We start from the raw sequence: 23,120 nt of genomic DNA on the forward strand, positions 1-23,120 counted from the left end.
AGCCGGTGGGCTGGCCCTCGTCCCGGGCGAGGTTCAGCCCTGGTCAGGGTCGAGCCATGCGTGCACCAAGGGCACCACGGAGGCGCCCACACCCCGGGCACCGTCGTCGCGAGGCTCACAGGGTGGATGCCGTCGGTCCACCCGTCGATCGGGACGTCGCGTCGGTCTCGACCTCGGGTGTCGCGACGGTGGATCCCCAGTCCGAGAGCAGCTCACACACCGCGGTGTGGAACTCCTCGTCACGCACGCCGCGCGGCATGAGCAGTGACGCGTCGTACTTGCCCGCCCGAGCCCCGGCCGCAGGGTCGAGGAGTCCTCGAGGAAGCGCGACCAGTGGACGGTCACGAGACGGCGGGCGGTCGGGTCGACCGTGCGCCAGCGGGCGAACGCGTCGACGACGATCGTCGGGTTCACCCGACGATCGCAGGAGCAGGTGTCCGGCTCGCTCACCCGACAGCGCGTCTGAGAGAATCACGGCATGCCGATCCGTCCCGTCGTCGTCACCGGTGAGCCAGTCCTGCACCAGCGTGCCCAACCCGTCGAGGTCATCGACGACGAGGTCCGTGCCCTTGTGGCCGACATGTTCGAGACGATGGATGCCGCCCGCGGAGTCGGGCTGGCAGCTCCCCAGATCGGTGTGGGGCTGCGGATCTTCACGTGGCAGCTTGCGAACGCCGACGGCATCCCCGAGCGCGGCGTCGTCATCAACCCCTACCTGACGTCGGCCAAGCCGCCCGTGGGCGACCCGGACCCCCACGACGAGGTCGAGGGCTGCCTGTCGGTCCCCGGGGAGTCGTTCCCGCTGCGTCGGGGGGAGAGCGCCTCCCTCGTCGGCCAGGACCTCGACGGCAACGAGATCCGCTACGAGGCGACCGGCTGGTTCGCCCGCATGCTCCAGCACGAGTACGACCACCTCAACGGTTTCCTCTACGTCGACCGGCTCACCGGCAAGTGGGCCCGACGGGCGCGCAAGTCGGTCAAGGCCAACGGGTGGGGTGAGCCGGGGATCTCGTGGACTCCGGGCGTGGATCGCGACCCCTTCGGCCACGACGACGACCCGCCCGAGGAGGAGCGTGTCGACTGACGGCGACACCCCAGTCGTCGCCGTCGTCGGGGCGACCGCCACCGGCAAGTCCGACCTCGGCATCGCGCTGGCGCAGCTGCTCGACGGCGAGGTCGTCTCGGCCGATGCCAGCCAGCTCTACCGGGGCATGGACATCGGCACGGCCAAGGTGCCCCTCGCCCAGCGGCACGGCATCGCGCACCACCAGATCGACGTCCTGGACGTCACCGACGAGGCGACGATCGCGGGCTTCCAGCGCCATGCACGAGCCGACCTCGACGCGGTCCTCGCGAGGGGGCGGGTCCCTGTCGTCGTCGGTGGCTCGGGTCTGTACGTCCGGGCACTGCTCGACCACCTCGACCTCCCTCCGACCGATCCCGACGTCCGGCAACGGTTCGAGGAGCGCGCAGACGCCGAGGGCACGACCGCCCTCCTTGCCGAGCTGAGGGAGCTGGACCCCGTCGCCGCAGCGGCCATCGAACCGAACAACACCCGGCGGATCGTGCGCGCCCTGGAGGTCATCGAGCTCACGGGGCGGCCGTTCAGCGCGACGATGCCGACCCGGCAGACCCTGCGCCCCACGGTCTTCGTGGGTCTGCGCGTGGACCGGGAGGCACTCGACCGCAGGATCGAGCGACGCACCCGCCAGATGTTCGTCTCTGGCCTGGTCGAGGAGGCCCGAGGCCTCTTGGGTGTCGGACTTCGCGAGGGTCGCACGGCGAGCCGGGCGGTCGGCTACGCCCAGGCGCTCGCGGTCATCGACGGATCCATGTCGGTCGAGGAGGCAGAAGCCGACACCGCGCTGCGGACCCGCCGGTTGGTGCGGCGGCAGGAGTCGTGGTTCGGCGCCGATCCGCGCACCACGTGGTTCGACCCGACCGAATCCGACCTCCTGGACCGGGTGGCGCGAACGATCGAGGACGCGGCGTCCACGGCGCGGCGGGTCAGGTGCGACGATGAGCCCCATGGCTGAGCGGCTGACCTTCACCAAGGGGCACGGCACGGAGAACGACTTCGTGCTCGTGCCCGATCTCGACGGCGCCCTCGACCTCACCGCACCGTTGGCGGCGGCCATCGCCGACCGTCGTGCCGGGGTGGGCGGCGACGGCGTGATCCGCGTCGTGCCGACCGAGGCGGCCAGCGACCAGGCGGTGCGCGACCAGGCACCGCACGCGCGCTGGTTCATGGACTACCGCAACGCCGACGGCAGCCTGTCGGAGATGTGCGGCAACGGCACCCGCGTCTTCGCCGCGTTCCTGCGTCGCGAGGGGCTGGAGAGCGCCGACGAGTTCGCCATCGCCACCCGCGCCGGCGTCAAGCACGTGCGGGTCGATGGCGACGGGTTCGCCGTCGGGCTCGGCCCGTGGCGCCTCGGCGACCCCGCGACGGCCCAGCGCGACGGGTTCGACGCGCTGGTGCACCTCGACGACCTCGAGCCGTTCTCGGCCCTGACCGTCGACGTCGGCAACCCCCACACGGTCGTCGCCCTGCCGGAGGCCGTCGCCCTCGACGCGGTCGATCTCACGACTGCCCCGGCCGTGCGCCCCGAACCGGTGCACGGCACCAACGTCGAGATCGTGCGACCCCTCGGCCCCGGCCACGTGTCGATGCGGGTCTTCGAGCGCGGCGTCGGTGAGACCCGCTCCTGCGGCACCGGTGCCTGCGCGGCGGCGATCGCGACGAGCTTCTGGGCAGGTTCGCTCGACACCGGCTCCACCTGGCTGGTCGACGTGCCGGGCGGCCGGCTCACGGTGCGACTGCTGCCCGACCACGGGGTCGAGCTCGCGGGCCCGGCAGCGCTCGTGGCCGACGGGGTCATCGACATCGCCCAGCTCACCCGTCGAGCGCAGCCCTGACGTCGGTGCCCAGGAACTCGACGAACCCGTCGAGGTCCGGCTCGTCCCGGGTCGGCTGGAACACCACGGTCGTGGCGCCGATCGCGGCGAGCCGGCGCACGGCATCCGCGATCGCCCCGGCGTCGCCGGCGACCCCGCGGCCGGGGGCGCCGTCGGTGTGACCCCACCGCGCCAGCTCCTCCTCGACGCGCTGGTGGGCCCGGCCGCCGGTGGCGGTGAGGAGGTGCGCGAGCACCGGCATCGGTGGGGCGTCGGGGCCGCGGCCCTGCGCCCAGCCGAGTCGGCCAGCGGCGACGGAGTCCTCGAGCTCGCTCTCGGAGACGGCCGACCCGACGAGGATGCCGTCGCCGTACCGCCCCGCGAGCTCGAGGGTCTTCGGGCCGCCGCCGCCGATGAGCAGCGGGCTGCCCGGCTCCGGCGGCCAGTCCAGCTTCACGCGGTCGAGGTGCACGTAGCGCCCCGCGGTGCTCACCTCGTGGCCGTCGAGCAGCAGCCGCATGGCCTGCGCGTGCTCGCGCAGCAGGGTGAGCGGAGAGCGTTCCCGGGCGCCGACCTGACCCATCCAGTCCTGCACCCCGTGGCCGATGCCGGGCAGGAAGCGGCCCGGGAAGAGGCGGTGGATGGTCGCCACCTCCATGGCGAGCAGGGCCACGTTGCGCAGCGGCACCGGGGCCAACCCGATGCCGACCCGCACCCGGTCCGTCCAGGCCAGCGCCGCCGCGGCCGCCGCGCCCCCCGACTCCTTGAAGCAGTCCTCCCACACCCAGAGCTCGTCGAGGTGACGATCGGCGGCGGCCGCCAGTGGGCGCAGCGCCTCGGGAGGCAACGTCGGGACGAGCACGACCCCCAGCGCGGGTGTCACGGCGCCCTCACCTCGAGCACCCGAAATCCCTTGCTCGACGCGAACCGGCCACACGGCATCCCCAGTTCGACCTCGATCCAGCGCTGGAGGCTGTCCGACCCGAGGTTCTTCTGCACGACCAGGTAGGCCACACCGCCGGGCGCGAGCCGCGACAGCCACGTGCGCAGCAGGTCGTGCAGCACGGCCTTGCCGACCCTGATCGGCGGGTTGGACCAGATGAGGTCGAAGCGCACGTCATCCGGGATGCCGTCGGCCGTCGTCGCCGTGACCCGCCCCAGTCCCAGCGCGGCGGCGTTGCGGCGGGTGAGGTCCAGGGCACGCTCGTTGACGTCGAGGGCGTGCACGGTTGCGTCCGGGGAGGACAGGGCGAGGGTGAGGGCGATCGGCCCCCAACCGCAGCCGAGGTCGAGGAAGGTGCCGGTGGCCGGGGGAGCGGGCGCCTCGTCGAGCAGCACCGCGGTGCCCTTGTCCAGGCCGCCGGGGGAGAAGATGCCGGGCGCGACCTCGACCTCGACGGCTCGCCCGGCAAGGCGCACCCGCACCCGGCGCCGCTCGTTCGGGCTCGCCGGATCGGCCGTGAAGTAGTGGTCGTTCTCAGTCATCGCAGGGCACACGCTAGCGCCGGTCGGAAGAAAGCGTTCGCCATGGGGCGTTGCCCGGTGAGACCCTAGGGAGAACATGACTTCGAACCACAGCATCTCCGGGCGAGCCAACGCGCTCGCTGACGACACGACCTTCGACGAGTCCGGCTTCGTCCTGGACGACGACGCCTCGTTCGACGGTGACCAGCTCGACCGCGAGGAGCGCGCCGCCCTGCGCCGCGTCGGCGGGCTCTCGACCGAGCTCGAGGACGTCACCGAGGTCGAGTACCGCCAGCTGCGCCTCGAGCGCGTCGTGCTGGCCTCGGTCTGGTGCGAGGGCACCGCCGAGGACGCCGACAACTCGATGCGTGAGCTCGCAGCCCTCGCCGAGACGGCCGGTTCCGAGGTGCTCGCCGGGCTCGTCCAGCGGCGGGCCAACCCCGACCCAGCGACCTACCTCGGCAAGGGCAAGGCCGCCGAGCTGCGCGACATCGTCATTGCCGAGGGTGCCGACACGGTGGTCTGCGACACCGAGCTCGCGCCGAGCCAGCGCCGCGCCCTCGAGGACGTCGTCAAGGTCAAGGTCATCGACCGCACGGCCCTGATCCTCGACATCTTCGCCCAGCACGCGAAGTCCCGCGAAGGCAAGGCACAGGTCGAGCTCGCCCAGCTGCAGTACCTCCTGCCGCGACTGCGCGGTTGGGGTGAGTCGATGTCCCGGCAAGCGGGTGGCCAGGCGGCCGGCGGTCAGGGCATGGGCTCGCGAGGCCCGGGTGAGACCAAGATCGAGCTCGACCGTCGCCGGATCAACACGCGCATCGCCAAGCTGCGGCGTGAGATCAAGGAGATGAAGACCGTCCGTGACACCAAGCGGGGGTCGCGCAAGGCCAACGCCGTGCCGAGCGTGGCCATCGCCGGCTACACCAACGCCGGCAAGTCGAGCATCCTCAACCGGCTGACCGGTGCCGGCGTGCTCGTCGAGAATGCGCTGTTCGCGACGCTCGACCCGACCGTGCGCAAGGCCGAGACGCTCGACGGGCGGCTCTACACCCTGGCCGACACGGTCGGTTTTGTCCGGGCGCTGCCGCACCAGCTCGTCGAGGCGTTCCGCTCGACCCTGGAGGAGGTGGCCGAGGCCGACCTGCTGCTGCACGTCGTCGACGGCTCCCACCCCGACCCCGAGGGCCAGATCTCGGCCGTGCGCGCCGTGCTGGCCGACGTCGACGCCACCGACGTGCGCGAGGTCATCGTCATCAACAAGGCTGACGTCGCCGACCCCGAGGTCATCGCGCGCCTCCAGCGGCACGAGAAGCATTCGATCGTCGTGTCCGCCCGCAGCGGTGAGGGCATGGAGGAGCTTCGCGCCCTCATCGGCGAGGAGCTTCCCCACCCGGACGTCGAGGTCGAGGTGCTCGTGCCCTACAGCCGCGGCGACCTCGTGAGCCGGCTGCACGAACAGGGTGACGTGCTGGAGTCGCGCCACGAGGCCGAGGGGACGCGGGTGCGCGCCCGGGTGCACGCGAACCTCGCCGCAGACCTCGCCGACCTGGTGACCACTGCCTGATCGCCGCCTGATCTGCCCCGGGCCGCTGCCGGACCACAGGGTTGCCGGTCAGGGGGCAGGCGGCTCGTCAGACCCGCCGAGCGCGGCATCGGCCAGGGCCACGCCTGAGCCGCTGTAGACGTGCAGCACCGTGTCCGCACCGTTGGCGTGCAGTTCGGTGACCTCGTCGTCGTAGCGGGCGACAGCCGCGACGGTGCCGGTGAAGCTGCGGGCGCGCACGACCTCGATGGTCGCGAGGTTGGCCTCGTGGAACGGCATGGCGAGCACCACGGTGCGCAGGGTCCTCACCGCGACCAGGCGGCGCCACAGGCTGCTGTCGGTCGCATCCGCCAGCACGACCTCGACGCCCCGAGCCCGCAGCCGGGCCACCCGTTCCTCGTCGTGCTCGATGCCGAGCACCCGCAGGCCGCGCTCGGTCAGCCGGCGGTGCGCGGCGCTGCCGACCCGTCCCATCCCGAGGACGAGGGCGTCGACGTCGTGCAGGGGGATCGGCCGTTCCGCCTCGTCGAGTGACTCCGGGTCGGGGTCGGGCCAGCGGCGCTCGATCGCGTCGGAGATCTGCTCCGCCCTGGCATTGACCGCACTGGAGAGCACGAAGCTGAGCGCCACGGTCACGGCCGTCGTGGTGACCCAGCGTTCGGTGACGAGACCGGCATCCTGCGCCGTCGCCATGACGACGAGGGCGAACTCGGAGCTGTTGGCGAGCACGAGCGCCGTGAGCACCGCCGTGCGACGGCGCATCCGCAGCATCGACAGGAGCACCACGTAGGCCAGCGTCTGCACCGGCAGCAGGAGTAGCAGCAGGGCGGCGGTGAGGACCTGCTGAAGGTCCGGGACGCCGTGCAGCCCGATCGACAGGAAGAACGCGACGAGCAGCAGCTCCTTGACCCCGAAGATCGACTTCGCGAGGTCGTCGGAGCGGGCCGCGCCGGCGAGCAACATGCCCATGGCCAAGGCGCCGAGGTCGCCCTTGAGGCCCAGCGCGTCGAAGAGGGCGTACCCCGGGACGAAGGCCATGAGCACCCCGAACAGCACCTGCAGCTCGGCCCGCCCGGCTCGCTCCCAGAGCGCGACGATCACCCGCCGGGCGGGGATCAGCAGGAGCAGGCCGAACGCCCACGGGCTCGGCGGGCTGCCGTGGGACACGGCCACGAAGACCACGGCGAAGACGTCCTGCACGACGAGGACGCCGATCGCGATCTGCCCGTAGCGCGAACGTGACTCGTTGCGCTCGTCGAGCACCTTGACGACGAACACGGTGCTCGAGAACGACAGGGCCAGGGCGATCAGGGCCAGGGCGCGCAGGTCCAACCCGGACGCCTCGGCGACGCCGAGCGCGGACAGCGCGGTGAGGAAGCCGACGCCGATGCCGACCATGAGCAGCGAGTGCACCCCGGTGGTCAGCCACACCTCTCGGCGCAGCAGCCGCCGGACGTCGAGGTGAAGGCCGACGGCGAAGAGCAACAGGGTGACCCCGAGGTCGGCGAGCAGGTCGATCACCGGTGGCCGGCCCAGGTCGGCGCCGGAACCGACGGCATCGGCCCCGGCCAGCGCGAAGCCAGCAGCGAGGAAACCCAGCAGGGGTGGCAGCCGCAGCACCCGGGCGACCAGCCCGGCCGCGAAGGCTGCGGTGAGGACGATCGCGGCATCCGGCGTCATCGATGCCTCCTTCGCTGCGGTGCTCCCGTCGTGAGTCTGCCCGAGCATGGCAGGCTGGGTCGCCACCGACCCCGCAGGAGGATGCCGTGTCCCAGTTCACCGAGTCGTCCCCGGCCGACCAGCACCGGGTCGCCAGCGAGCAGCTGGTCGCGATCGCCGAGCAGGTGAGCGACTGGGACGCGCCGACCCCGGTGCGCGAGTGGGTGGCTCGTGACATCCCCGAGCACCTCACGTGGCTCGGCGGCTTCCTCGGCGGTCTGGGGGTGAGCGTGGACATCCCGCACCACGACGACCTCGCCGCCCAGGTGCGGTCCCAGGCGCAGGCCGTGCAGTCGTTGCTGGAGAGCCCCGCCGCGGCGCAGGACGTCGACAGCCCGATGGGTCGGATGCCGCTGGCGCAGGTGATCGCCTCGTTCTACACCTTCGACGTCATCGCCCACGGGTGGGACCTGGCCCGCTCGCAGGGGCTGGAGGTGACCTTCGACGAGGACTGGGCCACCGGCGCCTTTCACGGGATGTCGGCGATGGGCCCCGCGTTGCACGCCTCCGGCCAGTTCGGCACCCCGCAGCCGGTGGGTGAGGATGCCCCGATCCAGGACCGCCTGCTCGCCCTGCTCGGTCGTGATCCGCACTGGAGCCCCGGTGCCTGAGGGCCCACTCACCGACGAACAGGTCCGGCTGCGCCACAGCCCCGGCGACGACGACCCGTGGCGGCTCTGGGGCCCCTACCTCTCGGCTCGGCAGTGGGGCACGGTGCGCGAGGACTACTCCGAGGACGGTGACGCCTGGGCTCACTTCCCCTTCGACCAGGCGCACGCCCGGGCCTACCGCTGGGGTGAGGACGGCATCGCGGGCCTCACCGACCGGTACGGCTTCCTCAACCTCGCGGTCGCCGCCTGGAACCACCGTGACGACCGGCTCAAGGAGCGCCTGTTCGGCCTGACCAACGGCCAGGGCAACCACGGCGAGGACGCCAAGGAGTACTGGTGGGCGCTGGACGCCACCCCGACCCACTCGTGGGCCCAGTACCTCTACCGCTACCCGCAGGCCGCCTTCCCGTACGCCGCGCTCGTCGAGGAGAACGCTCGGCGCGGCCCGGACGCCCCGGAGTTCCAGCTCGCCGACACCGGGGTGCTCCGGCAGAGCCGCTTCTTCGACATCGTGACGACGCACGCCAAGGTCACCCCGCAGGACGTGTGCCTGGTCATCGAGGCGACCAACCACGGCCCGGATGCCGCCCCGCTCGACCTCGTGCCGCAGCTGTGGTTCCGCAACACGTGGTCCTGGGGGCGCGATGACCGCCGTCCGTCCCTGCGCCTCGTCGACGCCGACGACACGCTGGCCCCCGGCACCACGGTGGTCCAGGCCGAGCACGGCTGGCTCGGGCGGTACGTCCTCATCGCCGAGGGTGCTCCGGACGTGCTGTTCTGCGACAACGAGACCAACGTGGCCGCGGTGTTCGGGCCGGATGCCGGGGCGAGCCTGTCGTCGTACCCCAAGGACGGCATCGGGCGGGCGGTCGTCGACGGCGACGACAGCGGCACCAACCCCACCGCGACCGGCACGAAGGTCGGGTTGGTCTACCGGTTCGAGTCGGTCGCACCCGGTGCGACGGTGCGGCTGCAGCTGCGGCTGCGGGCCGACCACCAGCTGGAGCGGCCGTTCGGTCGGTCGTTCGCATCGGTGCTCGAGGACCGCCGGCGCGAGGCCGACGAGTTCTACGAGAGCGTCATCCCGAGCCACGTCAGCGACGGGGACCGGCACGTCTCGCGCCGAGCGTTCGCCGGGCTGAACTGGGGCAAGCAGCTGTACCGCTACTCGGTCAAGGAGTGGCTCGACGGCGACCCGGCCGGGCCGCCCGCGCCGCCGGGTCGTCGGTCGCGCACGGCGCGCAACCGGTCCTGGAGCCAGCTCGCCCTGGCCGACGTCATCTCGATGCCCGACGAGTGGGAGTACCCCTGGTTCGCGACGTGGGACCTCGCCTTCCACTGCGTGGCCATCGCGCACATGGACCCGGAGTTCGCGAAGAACCAGTTGCTGCTGCTCGTGCGCGAGTGGGCCCAGCACCCCAACGGCCAGCTGCCGGCCTACGAGTGGGACTTCGGGGACGTCAACCCCCCGGTGCACGCGTGGGCGGCCTGGCACGTCCACCAGCTCGACGGCGGCACCGACCGGGCCTTCCTCGTGCGGATCTTCACCAAGCTGATGTTCAACTTCTCCTGGTGGCTGAACCGCAAGGACTCCGACGGGTCCAACCTCTTCGAGGGCGGGTTCCTCGGGATGGACAACATCTCGGTCTTCGACCGCTCGCGCGACGTTCCGCAGGGCTGGCGCCTGGAACAGAGCGACGCGACGAGCTGGATGGCGTTCACCTCGCTGAGCATGCTGCGCATCGCCCTCGAGCTCAGTCGCGAGGACCAGGCCTTCGACGGGCTGGCGACCACCTTCCTCGAGCACTTCCTGTCCGTCGCCGAGGCCATGGAGACCTTCGGCACCGACGACGTCTCGCTCTGGGACGAGGCGGACGGCTTCTTCTACGACGTGCTGGTCGGTCCCGACGGGCACTCCGAACCCGTGCGCCTTCGCTCTCTGGTGGGCCTGCTGCCGCTCATCGCCGTCGCGCACGCACCCGACTGGGTCACCCGTGAGCTTCCCGACTTCGTCGCCCGGCTGCGCTGGCTCCAGCGCCGACGACCAGACCTCACCGACGCCCTGGTCACGACGCGCGCAGAGGGTCAGGTGGTGACCAGCCTCGCCCCGCTCACCGCGGCCCGGGCGCAGGCATTGATGACCAGGCTGTTCGACGAGGGCGAGTTCCTCGGGCCCCACGGCATCCGATCACTGTCAGCCGCCTACCGCGGCGGGGTGACCCTCGACGTGGCCGGGGTGTCGATGTCGGTGGCCTACGACCCGGGGGAGTCGACGACCAACCTCTTCGGCGGCAACTCGAACTGGCGTGGGCCGGTGTGGTTCCCGATCAACGTGCTGCTCATCGACGGGCTGCGGGGCCACGCCCGGGCCGCCGGGGGAAGCGCCGAGGTCGAGTACCCCACCGGGTCCGGGCGCACCCGAGGCCTGGGGGAGGTGGCGGACGACCTCGAGCAACGGCTGGTGTCGTTGTTCCGTCCCGGCGCGGACGGGCGCCGACCCGGCACGCCCCGGGACCACCCGAGCGGGCCGCTCTGGGACGTGCACCCGACGTTCGCCGAGTACTTCGACGGTGACACCGGGCGCGGCTGCGGTGCATCGCACCAGACCGGCTGGACCGCCCTCGTCGCCCATCTGATCTGTTCGAGGCCGCTCAGCTGAGACCGACGATGTTGCCGTTCTCGTCGATGTCGATGTGGTCGGATGCCGGCACCTTGGGCAGCCCGGGCATCGTCATGATGTCGCCGGTCACCATCACGACGAAGCCCGCGCCGGCCGCAAGGCGGACCTCGCGGATGTTGACGGTGTGCCCGGTCGGGGCGCCGCGCCGGGTGGCGTCGGTGGAGAACGAGCTCTGCGTCTTGGCCATACACACCGGCAGGCCGGAGTAGCCGTCGGCCTCGATCTGCGCGAGCCGCTTGGCGGCCTTGGAGTCGAACGTGACCCCCGCGGCGCCGTAGACCTTCGTGGCGATCGCCTCGGCCTTCTCGGCCAGCGAGAGCTCGTCGGCGTAGACGAACTGCATCTCACCCTCGCCCGCCTCGATGGCCTCGAGAACCCCGTGCGCCAGCGCCTCGGCACCGGCGCCACCGTTGCTGAAGTGCGTGGCCTCGTAGGCGCGAGCACCCTCGGCCCGGACGAGCTCGATGAGGGCGGCGATCTCGGCGTCGGTGTCGGTGGGGAAGCGGTTGATCGCGACCACGGGCGGCAGGCCGTAGACGTCCTTGACGTTGCGCAGGTGCTTGCGCAGGTTCTCCATGCCGCGGGTGAGGGCGTCGACGTCCTCGGTCTTCAGGTCGGCCAGGGCGACCCCGCCGTGGTACTTCAGGGCACGGATGGTCGCCACCACGACGACGGCGCTCGGGCGCAGGCCGGAGGTGCGGCACTTGATGTCGATGAACTTCTCGGCGCCGAGGTCGGCACCGAAGCCGGCCTCGGTCACGACGTAGTCGGCGAGCTTGAGCGCGGTGCGGGTGGCCATGACCGAGTTGCAGCCGTGGGCGATGTTGGCGAACGGGCCGCCGTGGATCATCGCCGGGGTGTGCTCGAGGGTCTGCACGAGGTTCGGGGCCAGAGCGTCGCGCAGGATGACGGTCATCGCACCGTGGGCCTTGAGGTCACGGGCCGTCACCGGCTTCTTGTCGCGGGTGTAGCCGATGACGATGTTGCCCAGGCGCTCCTTGAGGTCGGCCAGGGACGTCGCGAGGCAGAAGATCGCCATCACCTCGGAGGCCACGACGATGTCGAAGCCGTCCTCGCGGGGGAAGCCGTTCGCCACGCCTCCGAGCGAGACGACGATGTCGCGCAGGGCGCGGTCGTTGAGGTCGACGACGCGCTTCCACGTGATGGTGCGCGGGTCGATGCCGAGCGCGTTGCCGTGGTGGATGTGGTTGTCGATGAGCGCGGAGAGCAGGTTGTTCGCCGCGGCGATCGAGGCGAAGTCGCCGGTGAAGTTGAGGTTGATGTCGGTCATCGGCACGACCTGGGCGTATCCGCCGCCCGCGGCGCCGCCCTTGATGCCGAACACCGGGCCCATCGAGGGCTCACGCAGCGCCACCATCGACTTCTTGCCGATCCGGCTCAGGGCGTCGGCCAGGCCCACGCTCGTCGTCGTCTTGCCCTCGCCGGCCGGGGTGGGGGAGATCGCGGTGACGAGGATCAGCGTCCCCTCGGGCTGGTCGGCCAGGCTGCGGATGTGCGCGAGGTCGACCTTGGCCTTGGTGTGGCCGTAGGGGATCAGCGCGTCGGCGGGCAGGCCGAGCCGTTCCTGCGCGAGCGTCGTGATCGGGGTGATCTCGGCAGCCTCGGCGATCTCGATGTCGGACGGGAAGGGGGCAGCGGTGGTGTCAGCGGTCACAGGCGCCAGTCAAGCACCACCAGGGCTTCCCTGTCATCACCTACGCGCCGCATGGCGCAACCCGGTGCACGATGCGCAACAGACCTGTGGATAGGCGTGATCGCCATCTGGGCGCGACGGCATACCCTGCTCTGGTGCCTTCGTTGACCGACCTCCTCCATGCCGCCGTCGGGGGAGTGGGCGGCACCGAGCGGCCCGGTCAGGTCGAGATGGCACAGGCCGTCGCGGACGCCATCGACACGAAGAGCCACCTGCTCGTCCAGGCGGGCACCGGCACCGGGAAGTCGCTGGCCTACCTCGTGCCCGCCGTCCAGCACGCCGTCGACACCGGCATCCCCGCGGTCGTCGCGACGGCGACGCTCGCCCTCCAGGCGCAGATCGTCGACCGTGACATGCCACGTCTCGCGGATGCCGTGGCGCCCCTGCTGGGTCGTCGTCCCACCTACGCGTTGGTCAAGGGGCGACGCAACTACCTGTGCGCGCACAAGGTGGAGGGCGGCTTCCCCGACGACGACGCCGACTCGCTCATGTCGCTCGGGATGGTCGACCAGCAGGCATCCAGGCTCGGCGCCGAGGTCGTGCGCCTGCGCGAGTGGGCCGAGGTCACCGAGAGCGGTGACCGCGACGAGCTCGTGCCGGGAGTCTCCGAGCGGGCGTGGCGGCAGGTGTCGGTCAGCGCGCAGGAGTGCCTGGGCAGCCGTTGCCCCATGGTCGCCGAGTGCTTCGTCGAGCGTTCCCGTGCGGCCGCCGCGGACGTCGACGTCATCGTCACCAACCACTCGTTCATGGCGATCGACGCCTTCGAGGGCCGTCAGATGCTGCCCGAGCACGACGTCCTCGTCATCGACGAGGGACACGAGCTCGTCGACCGGGTGACGTCCACCATCACCGACGAGGTGACCCCCGGCATGATCCGAGCCGCCGCCAAGCGGGCCGGGCGCCAGGCCGACGCGTCCTCGACGATGGAGGAGGCCGCTGACCTGCTCGAATCGGTGCTGGAGCCGGCCCCCGAAGGCCGCCTGACCGGCATCCCCGACTCGCTCGCCATGGCGCTCGGGAGGGTGCGCGACACCGCGCGCACCGTGCAGAGCGAGCTCAAACCGCAGCAGGGCGAGGAGGTGGATGCCGGGCGTCAGGTCGCGCGCGCCGCCGTCGACGAGGTGTTCGAGAACGCCTGCCGGATCCTCGAGGAGCGTGAGCTCGACGTCGTCTGGCTCAGCCGCGACCCGCGCCGGGGGCCCGTCCTGCGGGTGGCCCCGATGAGTGTGGCGATGCTCGTGCGCGACAAGGTCTTCCAGGAGCGCACCGTCGTGCTGACCTCGGCGACGCTCGAGCTCGGCGGGTCCTTCGATGCCGTGGCCGGGACGATCGGGCTGCGCGGCGAGGGTGCCCCGAGGTGGCGTGGGCTCGACGTCGGGAGTCCGTTCGACTACCCCAAGCAGGGCATCGCCTACGTCGCGCAGCACCTGCCGCCGCCGGGACGTGATGGCCTGGCCACCCAGACCCTCGACGAGATCGAGGCGCTCGTGCGCGCCGCGGGCGGCCGCACCCTCGGGCTATTCTCCTCGATGCGGGCGGCCAAGGAGGCCACCGAGGCGATGCGCGAGCGGTTCGCCGACGCGGAGGGCGAGATCGCGTTCCTGTGCCAGGGCGAGGACCAGATCAGCACCTTGGTGCGGCAGTTCGCCCGGGACCCGAGAGTGTGCCTGTTCGGCACCCTCTCGTTGTGGCAGGGCGTCGACGTGCCGGGTTCGTCGTGCCAGCTCGTCATCATCGACCGCATCCCGTTCCCGCGTCCCGACGACCCGCTCGCCTCGGCCCGCTCGCAGGCCATCGCCCGGATGGGTGGCAACGGGTTCATGGCGGTCTCCGCGACCCACGCGGCGCTGCGCCTGGCCCAGGGGGCGGGGCGGCTGATCCGGCGCTCGGACGACCGCGGGGTCGTCGCGTTCCTGGACAACCGGATGATGACCGCTCGCTACGCCGGGTTCCTCCAGCGCTCGCTCCCGCCGTTCTGGCCGACCTCGGACCGGGCGATGGTGCTGTCCGCGCTGGCGCGCCTCGACGAGATCGCCGACCCGCCGCTTCCGGTGGCCGAGCCCGCCCTGCGCGGGCTGACGGGCGCGCTGGCCGCTGCGGTGGGCGACACGGCGCGGGGTGCGGATGCCGTGGCGCCCGTGCCGGCGGATCGCCCGGTGGCCGAGGCGCCGCCGCCGCCGGAGTCCTCGCGCACGGCGGTCACGCACGGGCACGCCTGGACCGAGCAGGAGGACGAGGAGCTGCGCGACGGCATCGAGCTCGGCCTCACCCTCGACGAGCTCAGCGAGTCGATGGAGCTCCCGACGGAGGTGCTCGCGGCCAGGCTCGCCGGTCTGGGGCTGGAGGCCGGCAAGGGAGCCACCCTCACCTTCGACTGACGTGGGCACCCCTCACGAGTGGGCGAGTTCGAGGGTCCTGAGCCAGGCGTCCACCTGCGACCGCGAGGTGAGGCGCACGACCGGCGGCCCAGCGGCATCCGCCGCCCAGGCCGCGATCGTCTCGCGCTTGCGAGCGAACGAGCGGAAGTGCCACGCGATGATCGAGTCGCGCGACAAGGTCTGGCGCCACGACTCGGTGTTCTCACCGCAGATCGGCTCGTGGGTGAGCAGACGCGACGTGGTGCGGCGCACGAGCCGCGACAGGCTGACGTGCCGCGGCAGGTCGAGGGCGATGACCAGTTCCGTGCGGCCCAGGACGAGATCGCGTGGCGCCGACCACACGGCATCCAGGATCCACTCGGGGCGCGCGACGACCGGGCGCAACGTCTCCACCTGTTCGTGAGGTTCACGCTGGACCCACCCCGGTTGCCACATGAGGTCGTCGACCGGGACGTGCGGGATGCCGGTCAGCGTCGCCAGCCGTGCGGCCAGCGTCGACTTCCCCGTGCCGGTGACGCCGTGGACGACGATGCGCCGGTGGTCGTGCAGGTGCGGTGGTGGGTCGATCTGCACCCCGCCAGCGTAGGTGCTCGCAACTCCTCGAGTGGCCGGTCAGCAGGTGGGGACGTCGGCAAGGTCGAGGGTCTCGCCCGCACCGCCCCCGTCCAGAGTGCCGACGCCGATCGAGAACTGGTCGCCCGACTGCGCCTTGACCGAGCCACGGCCTGCCTGATTGGGGGCCAGCGTCGCGTCCCAGCGCGCCACGATGCGCGAGGCCTTGGAGCCCTTGGGTCGGGAGACGGTGGCCCCGACAGTGCGGATGCCGCTGTCGGTCGAGCTCGCCACGTTGGTGTTGACCGCGTCGACGAAGATCGTGGCGGCACCCTTGCGGGCATTGGTCACCTCCTTGCAGTACGTGAGCTGGACCCCATCGTTGGTGTACGTCACGGGTGCGGCGGCGGCAGGTGTGGCGCTGATGAGCGTGGCGAGGCCGAGAGCGGCGATGGTGCTGATCGAGAGGACGGGACGACGGGACATTGAGCAAAGCCCCTGTGTGGTGGAGATGTCACGGTTTGTGACTCGACGGACGCTAACAACGGCCGAGCCCGGCATCCGGGCTGTCAGGGGTGCGAAAACCGCGGAACCCCAAGAGTGCGGAGACCGCGGATTCGGCGAGCGGCAGCAGTGGGGCGACGACCCGGTGTCGTGACGCCCCCGTCGTGGCTGTCGCGGCCGTGAGGGGTGTCGGGGCGACGTGGCAGAGTGGCGCCCATGACGGACGAGGTCGCGGTGCACCACCGGGTGCCCCCGCACGTCCTCATCGCCGGGCCCGAGCAGGTGCTTGCGGAGCGCGGGCTCGCCCAGACCATCGACGACCTCAAGGTCACCGCGCCCGACCTCGAGACGATCCGGCTCCATGCCGCGGCCTACACCCCCGGCGAGCTCCTGCTCCACGCGAGCCCGTCACTGTTCGGCGGCGCGAAGTGCATCGTGGTCCACGACCTCGACGAGGCCGCCGACGACCTCCAGACCGATCTGCTGGCCGCCCTCGCCGGCGAACCCGAGCCCGACCTCACCCTCGTCGTCACCCACAAGGGGGGCGCGCGCGGCAAGAAGGTGCTCGACACCCTGCGCGGCAACGGGGCGAGAGTCATCGACGCACCGGCCATCAAGACCGACCGCGACAAGGCCGACTTCGCCGCCCACGAGTTCCGCCGCGCCCGCCGCAAGGCTACCGCCGAGGCCGTGCACGCGCTCGTCGAGGCCGTCGGCAAGGACGTGCGTGAGCTGGCGGCCGCCTGCCAGCAGCTCGTCGACGACACCACGGGGGTCATCGACGAGAAGGTCGTCATGACCTACCACGGGGGGAAGGTCGAGGCGACGGGTTTCCGGGTCGCCGACGCCACCATGGTCGGTGACACCGGGGAGGCCTTGCGCCTGCTGCGGCACGCCATCGCCGTCGGGGTCGACCCGGTGCCGATCGTCGCAGTCCTGGCCCAGCAGGTGCGCCAGCTCATCAAGGTGGGTTCTGCCGGTCGGGGCCGATCGGCCGACGTGGCGCGCGACGTCGGCATGGCCCCGTGGCAGGTCGACAAGGCCCGCCGGGCCCTCGGGGGCTGGACCGCGGAAGGGCTGGCCGTGAGCCTGCAGGCCCTGGCCGCGGCCGACTTCGAGGTCAAGGGTGGCGGGCGCGACCCGGTCTACGCCGTGGAGCGCGTGGTCCTCACGATCACCGGGCAGCACGCGCGCAATCACGCCTGACGCCGCCGTTTTGGCTCCGTTGCGGGACCGCTGGTAGGTTTGGTCCTTGCGTGCGCGCTTGAGGTCGTGCGCGCACGACAGCACCACCCAGCGCGGGTCAACCACGGATGTCCCCACGTCCGGTCCCGACACGCGACTGCCGCCCTCTAACGGCATCCGACCCAGAAGAAAGCACAGACGACACCAGTGGCGAACATCAAGTCCCAGCTCAAGCGCATCAAGACCAACCGCGCAGCGACCGAGCGCAACAAGGCAGTGAAGTCCGAGTTCAAGACGGCCATCCGCAAGTTCCGCGAGGCCGCCGACTCCGGCGACGTCGACGCCACCAAGGAGGCCCTGCGGGTCGCCTCGATCAAGCTCGACAAGGCTGCGAGCAAGGGCGTCATCCACAAGAACCAGGCCGCGAACAAGAAGTCCGCGATGGCCAAGAAGGCTGCCCGCCTCTGACCTGCCGAGGTTGCCCGCCACGCAGCGGCGACCTCACCTCGACGGGGCCCGTCACCGATCTCGGTGACGGGCCCCGTCGGCGTCAGCGATGGACGCCGGCGACGGCACGGGCGACGTCGTCGAACCGCTCGCGGGCGAGCACCGCACCCTCGCGGCGCACGGCATCCGGATCAACGCGCACCACCCGGTCGACGCGCACCTCGGAGGGTCGCCCCTTGCGGTCCCACGCTCCGGTGCCGATGTCCACCCAGTTCCGCCCAGAGCGCTGGCCGGTCCCGCCGACGTGGTCCTTGCTCGTCAGCTGAAGGGCGAGCAGCCAGGGCCCATCGGTGCCGACGAGCAGCACGGGGCGGTCCTTGCCCTGGGAGTGGTCCTCCTCGTAGGGCACCCACGTCCAGACGATCTCACCGGGGTCGGGCCGGCCGTCGGGGTTGGGGGAGTACCGAGGAGTCAGCGGGCCGCGGTAGTCGCCGGGGTAGCCCAGCCCTGCCTGCGGTGACCGGCCCTCGCGCGAACCCGGCCGCGGGCCCGGCACCGTGCCGGGGACCGTGCCCGGTGTCGAGGGGGTCGAGGTCGAGCCTGCTGAGCGGCGGCTGAGCCAGCGCAGGATCGACGAGGCGGCGCTGCGCAGCAGGGCTTGGGTGCTGTTGGAGGGAGTGGCCACGATGTGAGCCTATTCCGCCCTGAGGAACACGGTTTGGAGCAGGTAAGCCTTACCTAATACCATTCCGGCATCCCGTCCCGTTCCTAGGAGCACCCTCATGATCGCCCGCCGCACACTCACCCTGAGCGCCGCAGCCCTGCTCGCCCTGTCGATGGCTGCGTGTGGCCAGGACTCCGGAGACGGGGCGCAGGAGCCGTTGTCCGACGACGCCCTGGTCATCTACTCGGGCCGCAACGAGACCCTGGTCGGCCCGCTGCTGGACAAGCTCGAGACCGCCACGGGCGTCGACGTCCAGGTGCGCTACGGCGGTTCGAGCGAGATGGCCGCGCAGCTCCTCGAGGAGGGCGAGGGCACCAAGGCCGACCTCTTCTTCAGCCAGGATGCCGGCGCTCTCGGCGCGCTCGCCAAGGCCGGTCGCCTCCAGGCGCTGCCGGACGCCACCACCTCGAAGGTCCAGGAAGGGTTCGCCGACCCCGCCGGGCTGTGGGTCGCCACGTCCGCCCGGGCGCGCGTCATCGCCTACGACCCCGCCCAGGCGCCGGAAGCCACCTCCATGACCACCGTCGACGCGGTGCTCGACCCGAAGTACAAGGGCAAGGTGGGCTTTGCCCCGACCAACGCCTCGTTCCAGTCGTTCGTGACGGCCCTGCGCGTCAGCAAGGGTGAGGCCGGCGCCAAGGCCTGGCTCGAAGCCTTCAAGGCCAACGAGCCGAAGGCCTACGACAACAACATCCTCGTGCTCGACGCCGTCGACTCCGGTCAGGTCGCCCTCGGTCTGGTCAACCACTACTACTGGTACGAGCGGGTCGCCGAGAAGGGCGCAGATGCGGTCAACGCCAAGATCCACTTCCTCGACGCCAACGACCCCGGCGCCCTGATCAACGTGGCCGGTGCGGGCGTGCTCGCGGGCAGCCAGCAGTCCGAGGCCGCGACCAAGGCCGTCGACTTCCTCCTCTCCGACGAGGCGCAGCAGTACTTCGCGGACGAGACCGCCGAGTACCCGGTCGTCGCCGGCATCACGTCGACCAAGCACGACCTCGTGCCGCTTGCCGACCTCGAAGGGCTGGCCATCGACCTGAACGCACTGAACTCCCTCGAGGAGACCCTCGCCATGCTCGACGAGGTGGGTCTGACCTGAGCACGCTGACGCCACCGACGGCCCGGGCCGCCACACCGGCGGCCCGGGCTTCGGCGCGCCGCCGGGACCCAGCGCCCCCGTGGTACCTGTCGGCTCCGTCGGTGGTGGTCGCGCTCATCGCCCTCATCCCGATCGGCTACCTCGTGGTGCGCGCGGCCGAGGCCGGACCGGGGCGGATCGTCGCCATCCTCGCGCGCCAGCGCACGGTGGAACTCGTCGGGCGCAGCCTGCTGCTCGTCACCCTCGTGACGGCCCTGAGCGTCGTCATCGGTGTCGGGTTGGCCTTCCTCGCGGCGCGCACCGACGTCCCGGGCCGCCGGGTCCTCGCTGCTCTGGCTCCGCTCCCGCTGGCGATCCCCAGCTATGTCGCGGCCTTTGCCTGGATCTCGGCCCTGCCCCAGATCGCCGGTCTCACCGGGGCCGTGCTCGTGCTGACCCTGTGCTGCTACCCCTACGTCTACCTGCCCGTGCTCGCGGCCCTTCGTCGCGCAGACCCGGGCCTGGACGAGGTCGCCCGCAGCTTGGGCCGCACCCCGTGGCAGACCTTCCGCGAGGTCACGCTGCGCCAGGTGCGACCGTCCGCGGCTGCCGGTGGCCTCCTCGTCGCGCTGTACACGCTCAGCGACTTCGGGGCCGTGTCGATCCTGCGCTACGACGTGTTCACCCGCGTGATCTACACCGCGTACCGCTCGAGTTTCGACCGCTCGACGGCCGCCGTGTTGTCCCTGCTGCTCGTGGCGCTGACCGTCGCGATCAGCGTGGGGGAGTCGCGGGTTCGCCGCCGGGACGTCGCGCGCATCGGGGCCGGGGTCGCCCGCCAGCCAGAGCCGCTGCGCCTTGGCCCCCTGCGCCTGCCGATGGCCGGTGGGGCCGGGGTCGTCGTCGTGCTGGCGCTCGGTTTCCCGATCGCGTCGTTGCTCTACTGGTTCACCACCGGGCTCTCGGCCGGGTTGGATGCCGGTCGTCTGGGTGCCGGGATCGCGGCGACCGCGTGGCTGTCGTTGCTCGGGGCCGTGGCCTGCACGCTGGGTGCCGTGCCCGTCGGCATCCTCGCGGCCCGGCACCGGGGCCGGTTCGCGACCGTCATCGAACAGGTGACGTACGCCGGGCACGCCCTGCCCGGAATCGTCGTGGCGCTCGCCCTGGTCTTCCTCGGGGTCCGGGTGGTGCCGTGGGCCTACCAGGAGGCGCCACTGCTGGTCCTGGCCTACGTCGTGCTCTTCCTGCCGACCGCCGTGGGCTCCGTGCGCAGCTCGGTGGCCCAGAGCTCGGTGCGCGGCGAAGAGGTCGCCCGCTCGCTCGGAGCCGCCCCCGGCGAGGTGCTGCGCCGCGTCACCCTGCCGCTGGCAGCGCCAGGCATCAGCGCAGGGGCGGCCCTGGTCCTGCTCACCTGCATGAAGGAACTTCCCGCGACCCTGCTCCTGCGCCCCACCGGCACCGACACCCTGGCCACCAGTCTGTGGACCCAGACCGGTGTGGGAGCCTACGGAGCAGCAGCCCCCTACGGTCTGGCACTCGTCGTGCTCGCCGTGCTCCCGACCATCTGGCTGATGCGCGCATCGGCCCACGACCGAGGAAGCGAGTCATGAACACGCTGTCGATCCGTGACCTCGACGTCACCCTGGGTGACCTCGCCGTGCTGCGCGGCGTGCACCTCGAGGTCCCCAGCGGCTCCGTGACCGCGGTGCTCGGCCCGTCGGGCTGTGGCAAGACGACGTTGTTGCGGGCGGTCGCCGGATTTGTGCGCCACGACCGTGGCGAGATCCGGGTGGGTGACACCGTCGTCAGCGGCCCGGGCCGCCACCTCGCGCCCGAGCGTCGCGGCATCGCGCTGGTCCCTCAGGAAGGGGCCCTGTTCCCGCACCTCAGCGTCGGGGACAACGTCGCGTTCGGGCTCCCGAGGGCGCAGCGCCGCCGCTCTCCGCGGGTCGCGGAGGTGCTCGACCTCGTGGGCCTGCGTGGGTTCCAGGACCGCAGCCCCAGCGAGCTGTCGGGCGGACAGCAGCAGCGCGTCGCCCTGGCGCGGGCGCTGGCGCCCAGCCCGTCCCTGGTGTTGCTGGACGAACCGTTCTCCGCGTTGGACGCCGGCCTGCGCGAGTCGGTGCGCGCCCAGGTCCGTGACGCCCTCCAGCGCTCGGCGACCACCGCCCTCGTCGTCACCCACGACCAGGACGAAGCCCTCTCGGTGGCCGACTCGGTCGCGATCCTCGACGAGGGCCGCATCCTCATGCACGCCAGCCCGCAGGACGTCTACCGCGCCCCCACCGGCCTCGGGGTCGCCCGTTTCGTCGGGCAGTGCGTCGAGCTGTCGGCCGAGGTCAGCGCAGGGGTGGCCCGCACGGCCCTCGGTGACCTCGTCGTCGAGGCTCCCGGGGCGGGTGGTGAGGTGGATGCCGGTCGCGGGGTCGTCATGTTGCGTCCCGAACAGCTTCGCCTCCTGCCGGTGGACGGCGTCGCGGGGACCGCGGGTGAGGTGGTGGGCGGCGAGTACTTCGGTCACGACGCCCTGGTCCGGGTGCGGGTCACCGCAGGGCAGGGGAGCGGGCAGGAGAGCCTCGAGGTGCAGGTGCGCACCCTCGGGGAGATCCCCGAACGCGGTGCAGTGCGCGTGGGCGTGAGCGGCCCGGCCCGGTTCTACCCCGGCGCGCGCTGAACCCAGCCCCGACGCTGCGCCAGAAGAGCGGTGCTGGCACCGGCGATGAGCAGCTGGTGGCGGCGCAGCGCCGGCGTGCAGCCCGGTGGTGGTGGGGCATCGAGGTCGCACAGCAGGTATCCCACGAGGATCGCCAGGAACGCGTCGATGTCCTCCTCCGGCACGCCATCGAGGGCCGGAGCCCCTGCGAAGCGGTGCACGCCCACGCCGTGGTGGCGCATGAGAGGCCACAGGGCGACGAGGTCGACCCAGGGCGCGCCGAGGGTCGCATGGTTCCAGTCGACGATGCGGACTGTTCCGGCTGGTTCGATGAGGAGGTTGTCGGGGCGCGTGTCGGCATGCACCAGGGACTCGCCCTCCAGTGCTCGCTCGGCGCGCAGGCCCAGGGCCGCGAGGTCGGCAAGGCACTTCCCGTCGAGAGGGGGAAGGTCGCTCGGCCAGGCCCGGGTTCCGCCCGCCGTCGCCTCGAGGGCCTCCAGCGCCTCGACATCGCCCCCGAGGTCGGACGCCAACGTGCCGGTCGCCACCGCCGCCGCGACCCCTGACGGGACCGCGGCCACCTCCAGGCAGGCGGAGGCCGCGGCATCAGCGTCGGCTGAGCTCCACGGTGCGCCGGGTTGCCGCCCGTCGATCGCATCGAGCACGAGCACGCGCCACGGCCCATCCGCGGTCGACACCTCTGCTGCTCCGGCGAGCCGGCTCGGGCAGCGCAGGTGCGCGATCAGCGGAAGGATGCGACCCCGAACCCACGGGAGGTGAGGCGCTCACGACGGCGCTGCCGACGGCATCCCCGCATGCGACCTGAACCTCGGGCGGCAGCGAGGCGAAGGTCGGCCGCACCGACGTGGCGCCGTAGTCGACCTCGGGAAGGGATGTCGGGTGCACCCGTCCACCTTCGCCGCGGGGGCGCGCCGGTGGCAACCGAGATTCGTGGGAGACTGGGGAACAG

General features: G+C 71.8%; 21 protein-coding genes. 12 read left to right on the forward strand and 9 right to left on the reverse strand.

All coding sequences use genetic code 11. From position 1 onward, the window contains the following. Window positions 1-115 precede the first annotated feature (115 nt). Window positions 116-475, reverse strand: a complete 360-nt coding sequence (locus tag C8E84_RS00675) for a hypothetical protein (RefSeq protein ID WP_159898563.1) — start codon at window positions 473-475, stop codon at window positions 116-118. A 3-nt stretch (window positions 476-478) separates the two neighbouring features. Here C8E84_RS00675 and def point away from each other — a divergent pair, with 3 nt between their 5' ends. From def to dapF, 3 genes are read left to right on the forward strand one after another with little or no spacing between them, the layout of a single operon-like run. Continuing rightward, window positions 479-1,084, forward strand: a complete 606-nt coding sequence (gene def, locus C8E84_RS00680) for a peptide deformylase (RefSeq protein ID WP_159898565.1) — start codon at window positions 479-481, stop codon at window positions 1,082-1,084. After that, window positions 1,074-2,036 carry a tRNA (adenosine(37)-N6)-dimethylallyltransferase MiaA gene (gene miaA, locus C8E84_RS00685; RefSeq protein ID WP_159898567.1) on the forward strand — a complete coding sequence of 321 codons (963 nt, stop codon included), beginning with the start codon at window positions 1,074-1,076 and terminating at the stop codon, window positions 2,034-2,036. Before def ends, miaA begins: the two co-directional genes overlap by 11 nt. Then, window positions 2,029-2,919: a diaminopimelate epimerase gene (gene dapF, locus C8E84_RS00690; RefSeq protein WP_159898569.1), complete on the forward strand. Its 891-nt coding sequence runs from the start codon at window positions 2,029-2,031 to the stop codon at window positions 2,917-2,919. The genes miaA and dapF overlap by 8 nt, the downstream gene beginning before the upstream one ends. On the opposite strand, the gene C8E84_RS00695 is transcribed toward dapF, so the two are convergent. After that, complete coding sequence (locus C8E84_RS00695) at window positions 2,897-3,781, reverse strand: LLM class flavin-dependent oxidoreductase (RefSeq protein ID WP_159898571.1); 885 nt, start codon at window positions 3,779-3,781, stop codon at window positions 2,897-2,899. The two genes, dapF and C8E84_RS00695, sit on opposite strands and share 23 nt — an antisense overlap. Continuing rightward, complete coding sequence (locus tag C8E84_RS00700; RefSeq protein WP_159898573.1) at window positions 3,778-4,383, reverse strand: class I SAM-dependent methyltransferase; 606 nt, start codon at window positions 4,381-4,383, stop codon at window positions 3,778-3,780. Before C8E84_RS00700 ends, C8E84_RS00695 begins: the two co-directional genes overlap by 4 nt. 76 nt (window positions 4,384-4,459) lie before the next feature. Between C8E84_RS00700 and hflX the strand changes: the two genes are divergently transcribed. After that, window positions 4,460-5,926 carry a GTPase HflX gene (hflX, locus tag C8E84_RS00705; RefSeq protein WP_159898575.1) on the forward strand — a complete coding sequence of 489 codons (1,467 nt, stop codon included), beginning with the start codon at window positions 4,460-4,462 and terminating at the stop codon, window positions 5,924-5,926. Between the two features lie 48 nt (window positions 5,927-5,974). On the opposite strand, the gene C8E84_RS00710 is transcribed toward hflX, so the two are convergent. Further along, entirely contained in the window at window positions 5,975-7,633 is a 1,659-nt protein-coding gene (locus tag C8E84_RS00710; protein ID WP_246196702.1) for a cation:proton antiporter family protein, read from the reverse strand. Between the two features lie 38 nt (window positions 7,634-7,671). Here C8E84_RS00710 and C8E84_RS00715 point away from each other — a divergent pair, with 38 nt between their 5' ends. Together C8E84_RS00715 and C8E84_RS00720 are read left to right on the forward strand one after the other, a co-directional pair. Continuing rightward, a complete protein-coding gene (locus C8E84_RS00715) occupies window positions 7,672-8,235 on the forward strand; it encodes a TIGR03086 family metal-binding protein (RefSeq protein ID WP_159898577.1) in 564 nt (187 codons plus the stop codon). Then, entirely contained in the window at window positions 8,228-10,894 is a 2,667-nt protein-coding gene (locus C8E84_RS00720; RefSeq protein WP_159898579.1) for an MGH1-like glycoside hydrolase domain-containing protein, read from the forward strand. Before C8E84_RS00715 ends, C8E84_RS00720 begins: the two co-directional genes overlap by 8 nt. Here C8E84_RS00720 and C8E84_RS00725 read toward each other — a convergent pair. After that, window positions 10,887-12,590, reverse strand: coding sequence for a formate--tetrahydrofolate ligase (locus tag C8E84_RS00725; RefSeq protein ID WP_159898581.1), 1,704 nt, complete (start codon window positions 12,588-12,590; stop codon window positions 10,887-10,889). The two genes, C8E84_RS00720 and C8E84_RS00725, sit on opposite strands and share 8 nt — an antisense overlap. 134 nt (window positions 12,591-12,724) lie before the next feature. Between C8E84_RS00725 and C8E84_RS00730 the strand changes: the two genes are divergently transcribed. Next, entirely contained in the window at window positions 12,725-15,007 is a 2,283-nt protein-coding gene (locus tag C8E84_RS00730; protein ID WP_281348896.1) for an ATP-dependent DNA helicase, read from the forward strand. Window positions 15,008-15,019: 12 nt separating this feature from the next. On the opposite strand, the gene C8E84_RS00735 is transcribed toward C8E84_RS00730, so the two are convergent. After that, window positions 15,020-15,580 carry a P-loop NTPase family protein gene (locus C8E84_RS00735; protein WP_211675325.1) on the reverse strand — a complete coding sequence of 187 codons (561 nt, stop codon included), beginning with the start codon at window positions 15,578-15,580 and terminating at the stop codon, window positions 15,020-15,022. A gap of 39 nt (window positions 15,581-15,619) precedes the next feature. Then, window positions 15,620-16,045, reverse strand: a complete 426-nt coding sequence (locus tag C8E84_RS00740; protein ID WP_159898585.1) for a hypothetical protein — start codon at window positions 16,043-16,045, stop codon at window positions 15,620-15,622. Window positions 16,046-16,279: 234 nt separating this feature from the next. On the opposite strand from C8E84_RS00740, the gene holA reads away from it, so the two are divergent. Further along, the gene (holA, locus tag C8E84_RS00745; protein WP_159898587.1) at window positions 16,280-17,269 is read left to right on the forward strand and encodes a DNA polymerase III subunit delta; all 990 of its coding nucleotides are present in this window, start codon (window positions 16,280-16,282) and stop codon (window positions 17,267-17,269) included. A gap of 186 nt (window positions 17,270-17,455) precedes the next feature. Beyond that, on the forward strand, window positions 17,456-17,716 hold the full coding sequence (gene rpsT / locus C8E84_RS00750; RefSeq protein WP_159898589.1) for a 30S ribosomal protein S20: 261 nt from the start codon (window positions 17,456-17,458) through the stop codon (window positions 17,714-17,716). Window positions 17,717-17,798: 82 nt separating this feature from the next. On the opposite strand, the gene C8E84_RS00755 is transcribed toward rpsT, so the two are convergent. Next, a complete protein-coding gene (locus C8E84_RS00755; RefSeq protein ID WP_425495963.1) occupies window positions 17,799-18,383 on the reverse strand; it encodes a type II toxin-antitoxin system PemK/MazF family toxin in 585 nt (194 codons plus the stop codon). 94 nt (window positions 18,384-18,477) lie between these two features. Between C8E84_RS00755 and C8E84_RS00760 the strand changes: the two genes are divergently transcribed. The 3 genes from C8E84_RS00760 to C8E84_RS00770 all read left to right on the forward strand — a co-directional run bounded on the left by C8E84_RS00760 (window position 18,478) and on the right by C8E84_RS00770 (window position 22,171). Further along, window positions 18,478-19,518 (forward strand): extracellular solute-binding protein, encoded by a 1,041-nt coding sequence (locus C8E84_RS00760; RefSeq protein WP_159898591.1) that lies wholly within the window; start codon window positions 18,478-18,480, stop codon window positions 19,516-19,518. Between the two features lie 101 nt (window positions 19,519-19,619). Beyond that, on the forward strand, window positions 19,620-21,107 hold the full coding sequence (locus C8E84_RS00765; protein WP_246196704.1) for an ABC transporter permease: 1,488 nt from the start codon (window positions 19,620-19,622) through the stop codon (window positions 21,105-21,107). Next, window positions 21,104-22,171 carry an ABC transporter ATP-binding protein gene (locus C8E84_RS00770; protein ID WP_159898593.1) on the forward strand — a complete coding sequence of 356 codons (1,068 nt, stop codon included), beginning with the start codon at window positions 21,104-21,106 and terminating at the stop codon, window positions 22,169-22,171. The genes C8E84_RS00765 and C8E84_RS00770 overlap by 4 nt, the downstream gene beginning before the upstream one ends. On the opposite strand, the gene C8E84_RS00775 is transcribed toward C8E84_RS00770, so the two are convergent. Then, a complete protein-coding gene (locus C8E84_RS00775; protein ID WP_343041799.1) occupies window positions 22,153-22,905 on the reverse strand; it encodes a phosphotransferase in 753 nt (250 codons plus the stop codon). The two genes, C8E84_RS00770 and C8E84_RS00775, sit on opposite strands and share 19 nt — an antisense overlap. Between the last annotated feature and the right edge of the window lie 215 nt (window positions 22,906-23,120).

The sequence above is a fragment of the Ornithinibacter aureus genome (genome assembly GCF_009858245.1).
Taxonomy (GTDB): Bacteria; Actinomycetota; Actinomycetes; order Actinomycetales; family Dermatophilaceae; genus Fodinibacter; species Fodinibacter aureus.

Excerpts from the sequence above, each read along its gene's own strand:
- C8E84_RS00700 (WP_159898573.1), bottom strand. The coding sequence starts at position 4,383 with ATGACTGAGAACGACCACTACTTCACGGCCGATCCGGCGAGCCCGAAC.
- C8E84_RS00770 (WP_159898593.1), top strand. The coding sequence starts at position 21,104 with ATGAACACGCTGTCGATCCGTGACCTCGACGTCACCCTGGGTGACCTC.
- C8E84_RS00760 (WP_159898591.1), top strand. The coding sequence starts at position 18,478 with ATGATCGCCCGCCGCACACTCACCCTGAGCGCCGCAGCCCTGCTCGCC.
- hflX (WP_159898575.1), top strand. The coding sequence starts at position 4,460 with ATGACTTCGAACCACAGCATCTCCGGGCGAGCCAACGCGCTCGCTGAC.
- def (WP_159898565.1), top strand. The coding sequence starts at position 479 with ATGCCGATCCGTCCCGTCGTCGTCACCGGTGAGCCAGTCCTGCACCAG.
- C8E84_RS00740 (WP_159898585.1), bottom strand. The coding sequence starts at position 16,045 with ATGTCCCGTCGTCCCGTCCTCTCGATCAGCACCATCGCCGCTCTCGGC.
- dapF (WP_159898569.1), top strand. The coding sequence starts at position 2,029 with ATGGCTGAGCGGCTGACCTTCACCAAGGGGCACGGCACGGAGAACGAC.
- C8E84_RS00710 (WP_246196702.1), bottom strand. The coding sequence starts at position 7,633 with ATGCTCGGGCAGACTCACGACGGGAGCACCGCAGCGAAGGAGGCATCG.
- holA (WP_159898587.1), top strand. The coding sequence starts at position 16,280 with ATGACGGACGAGGTCGCGGTGCACCACCGGGTGCCCCCGCACGTCCTC.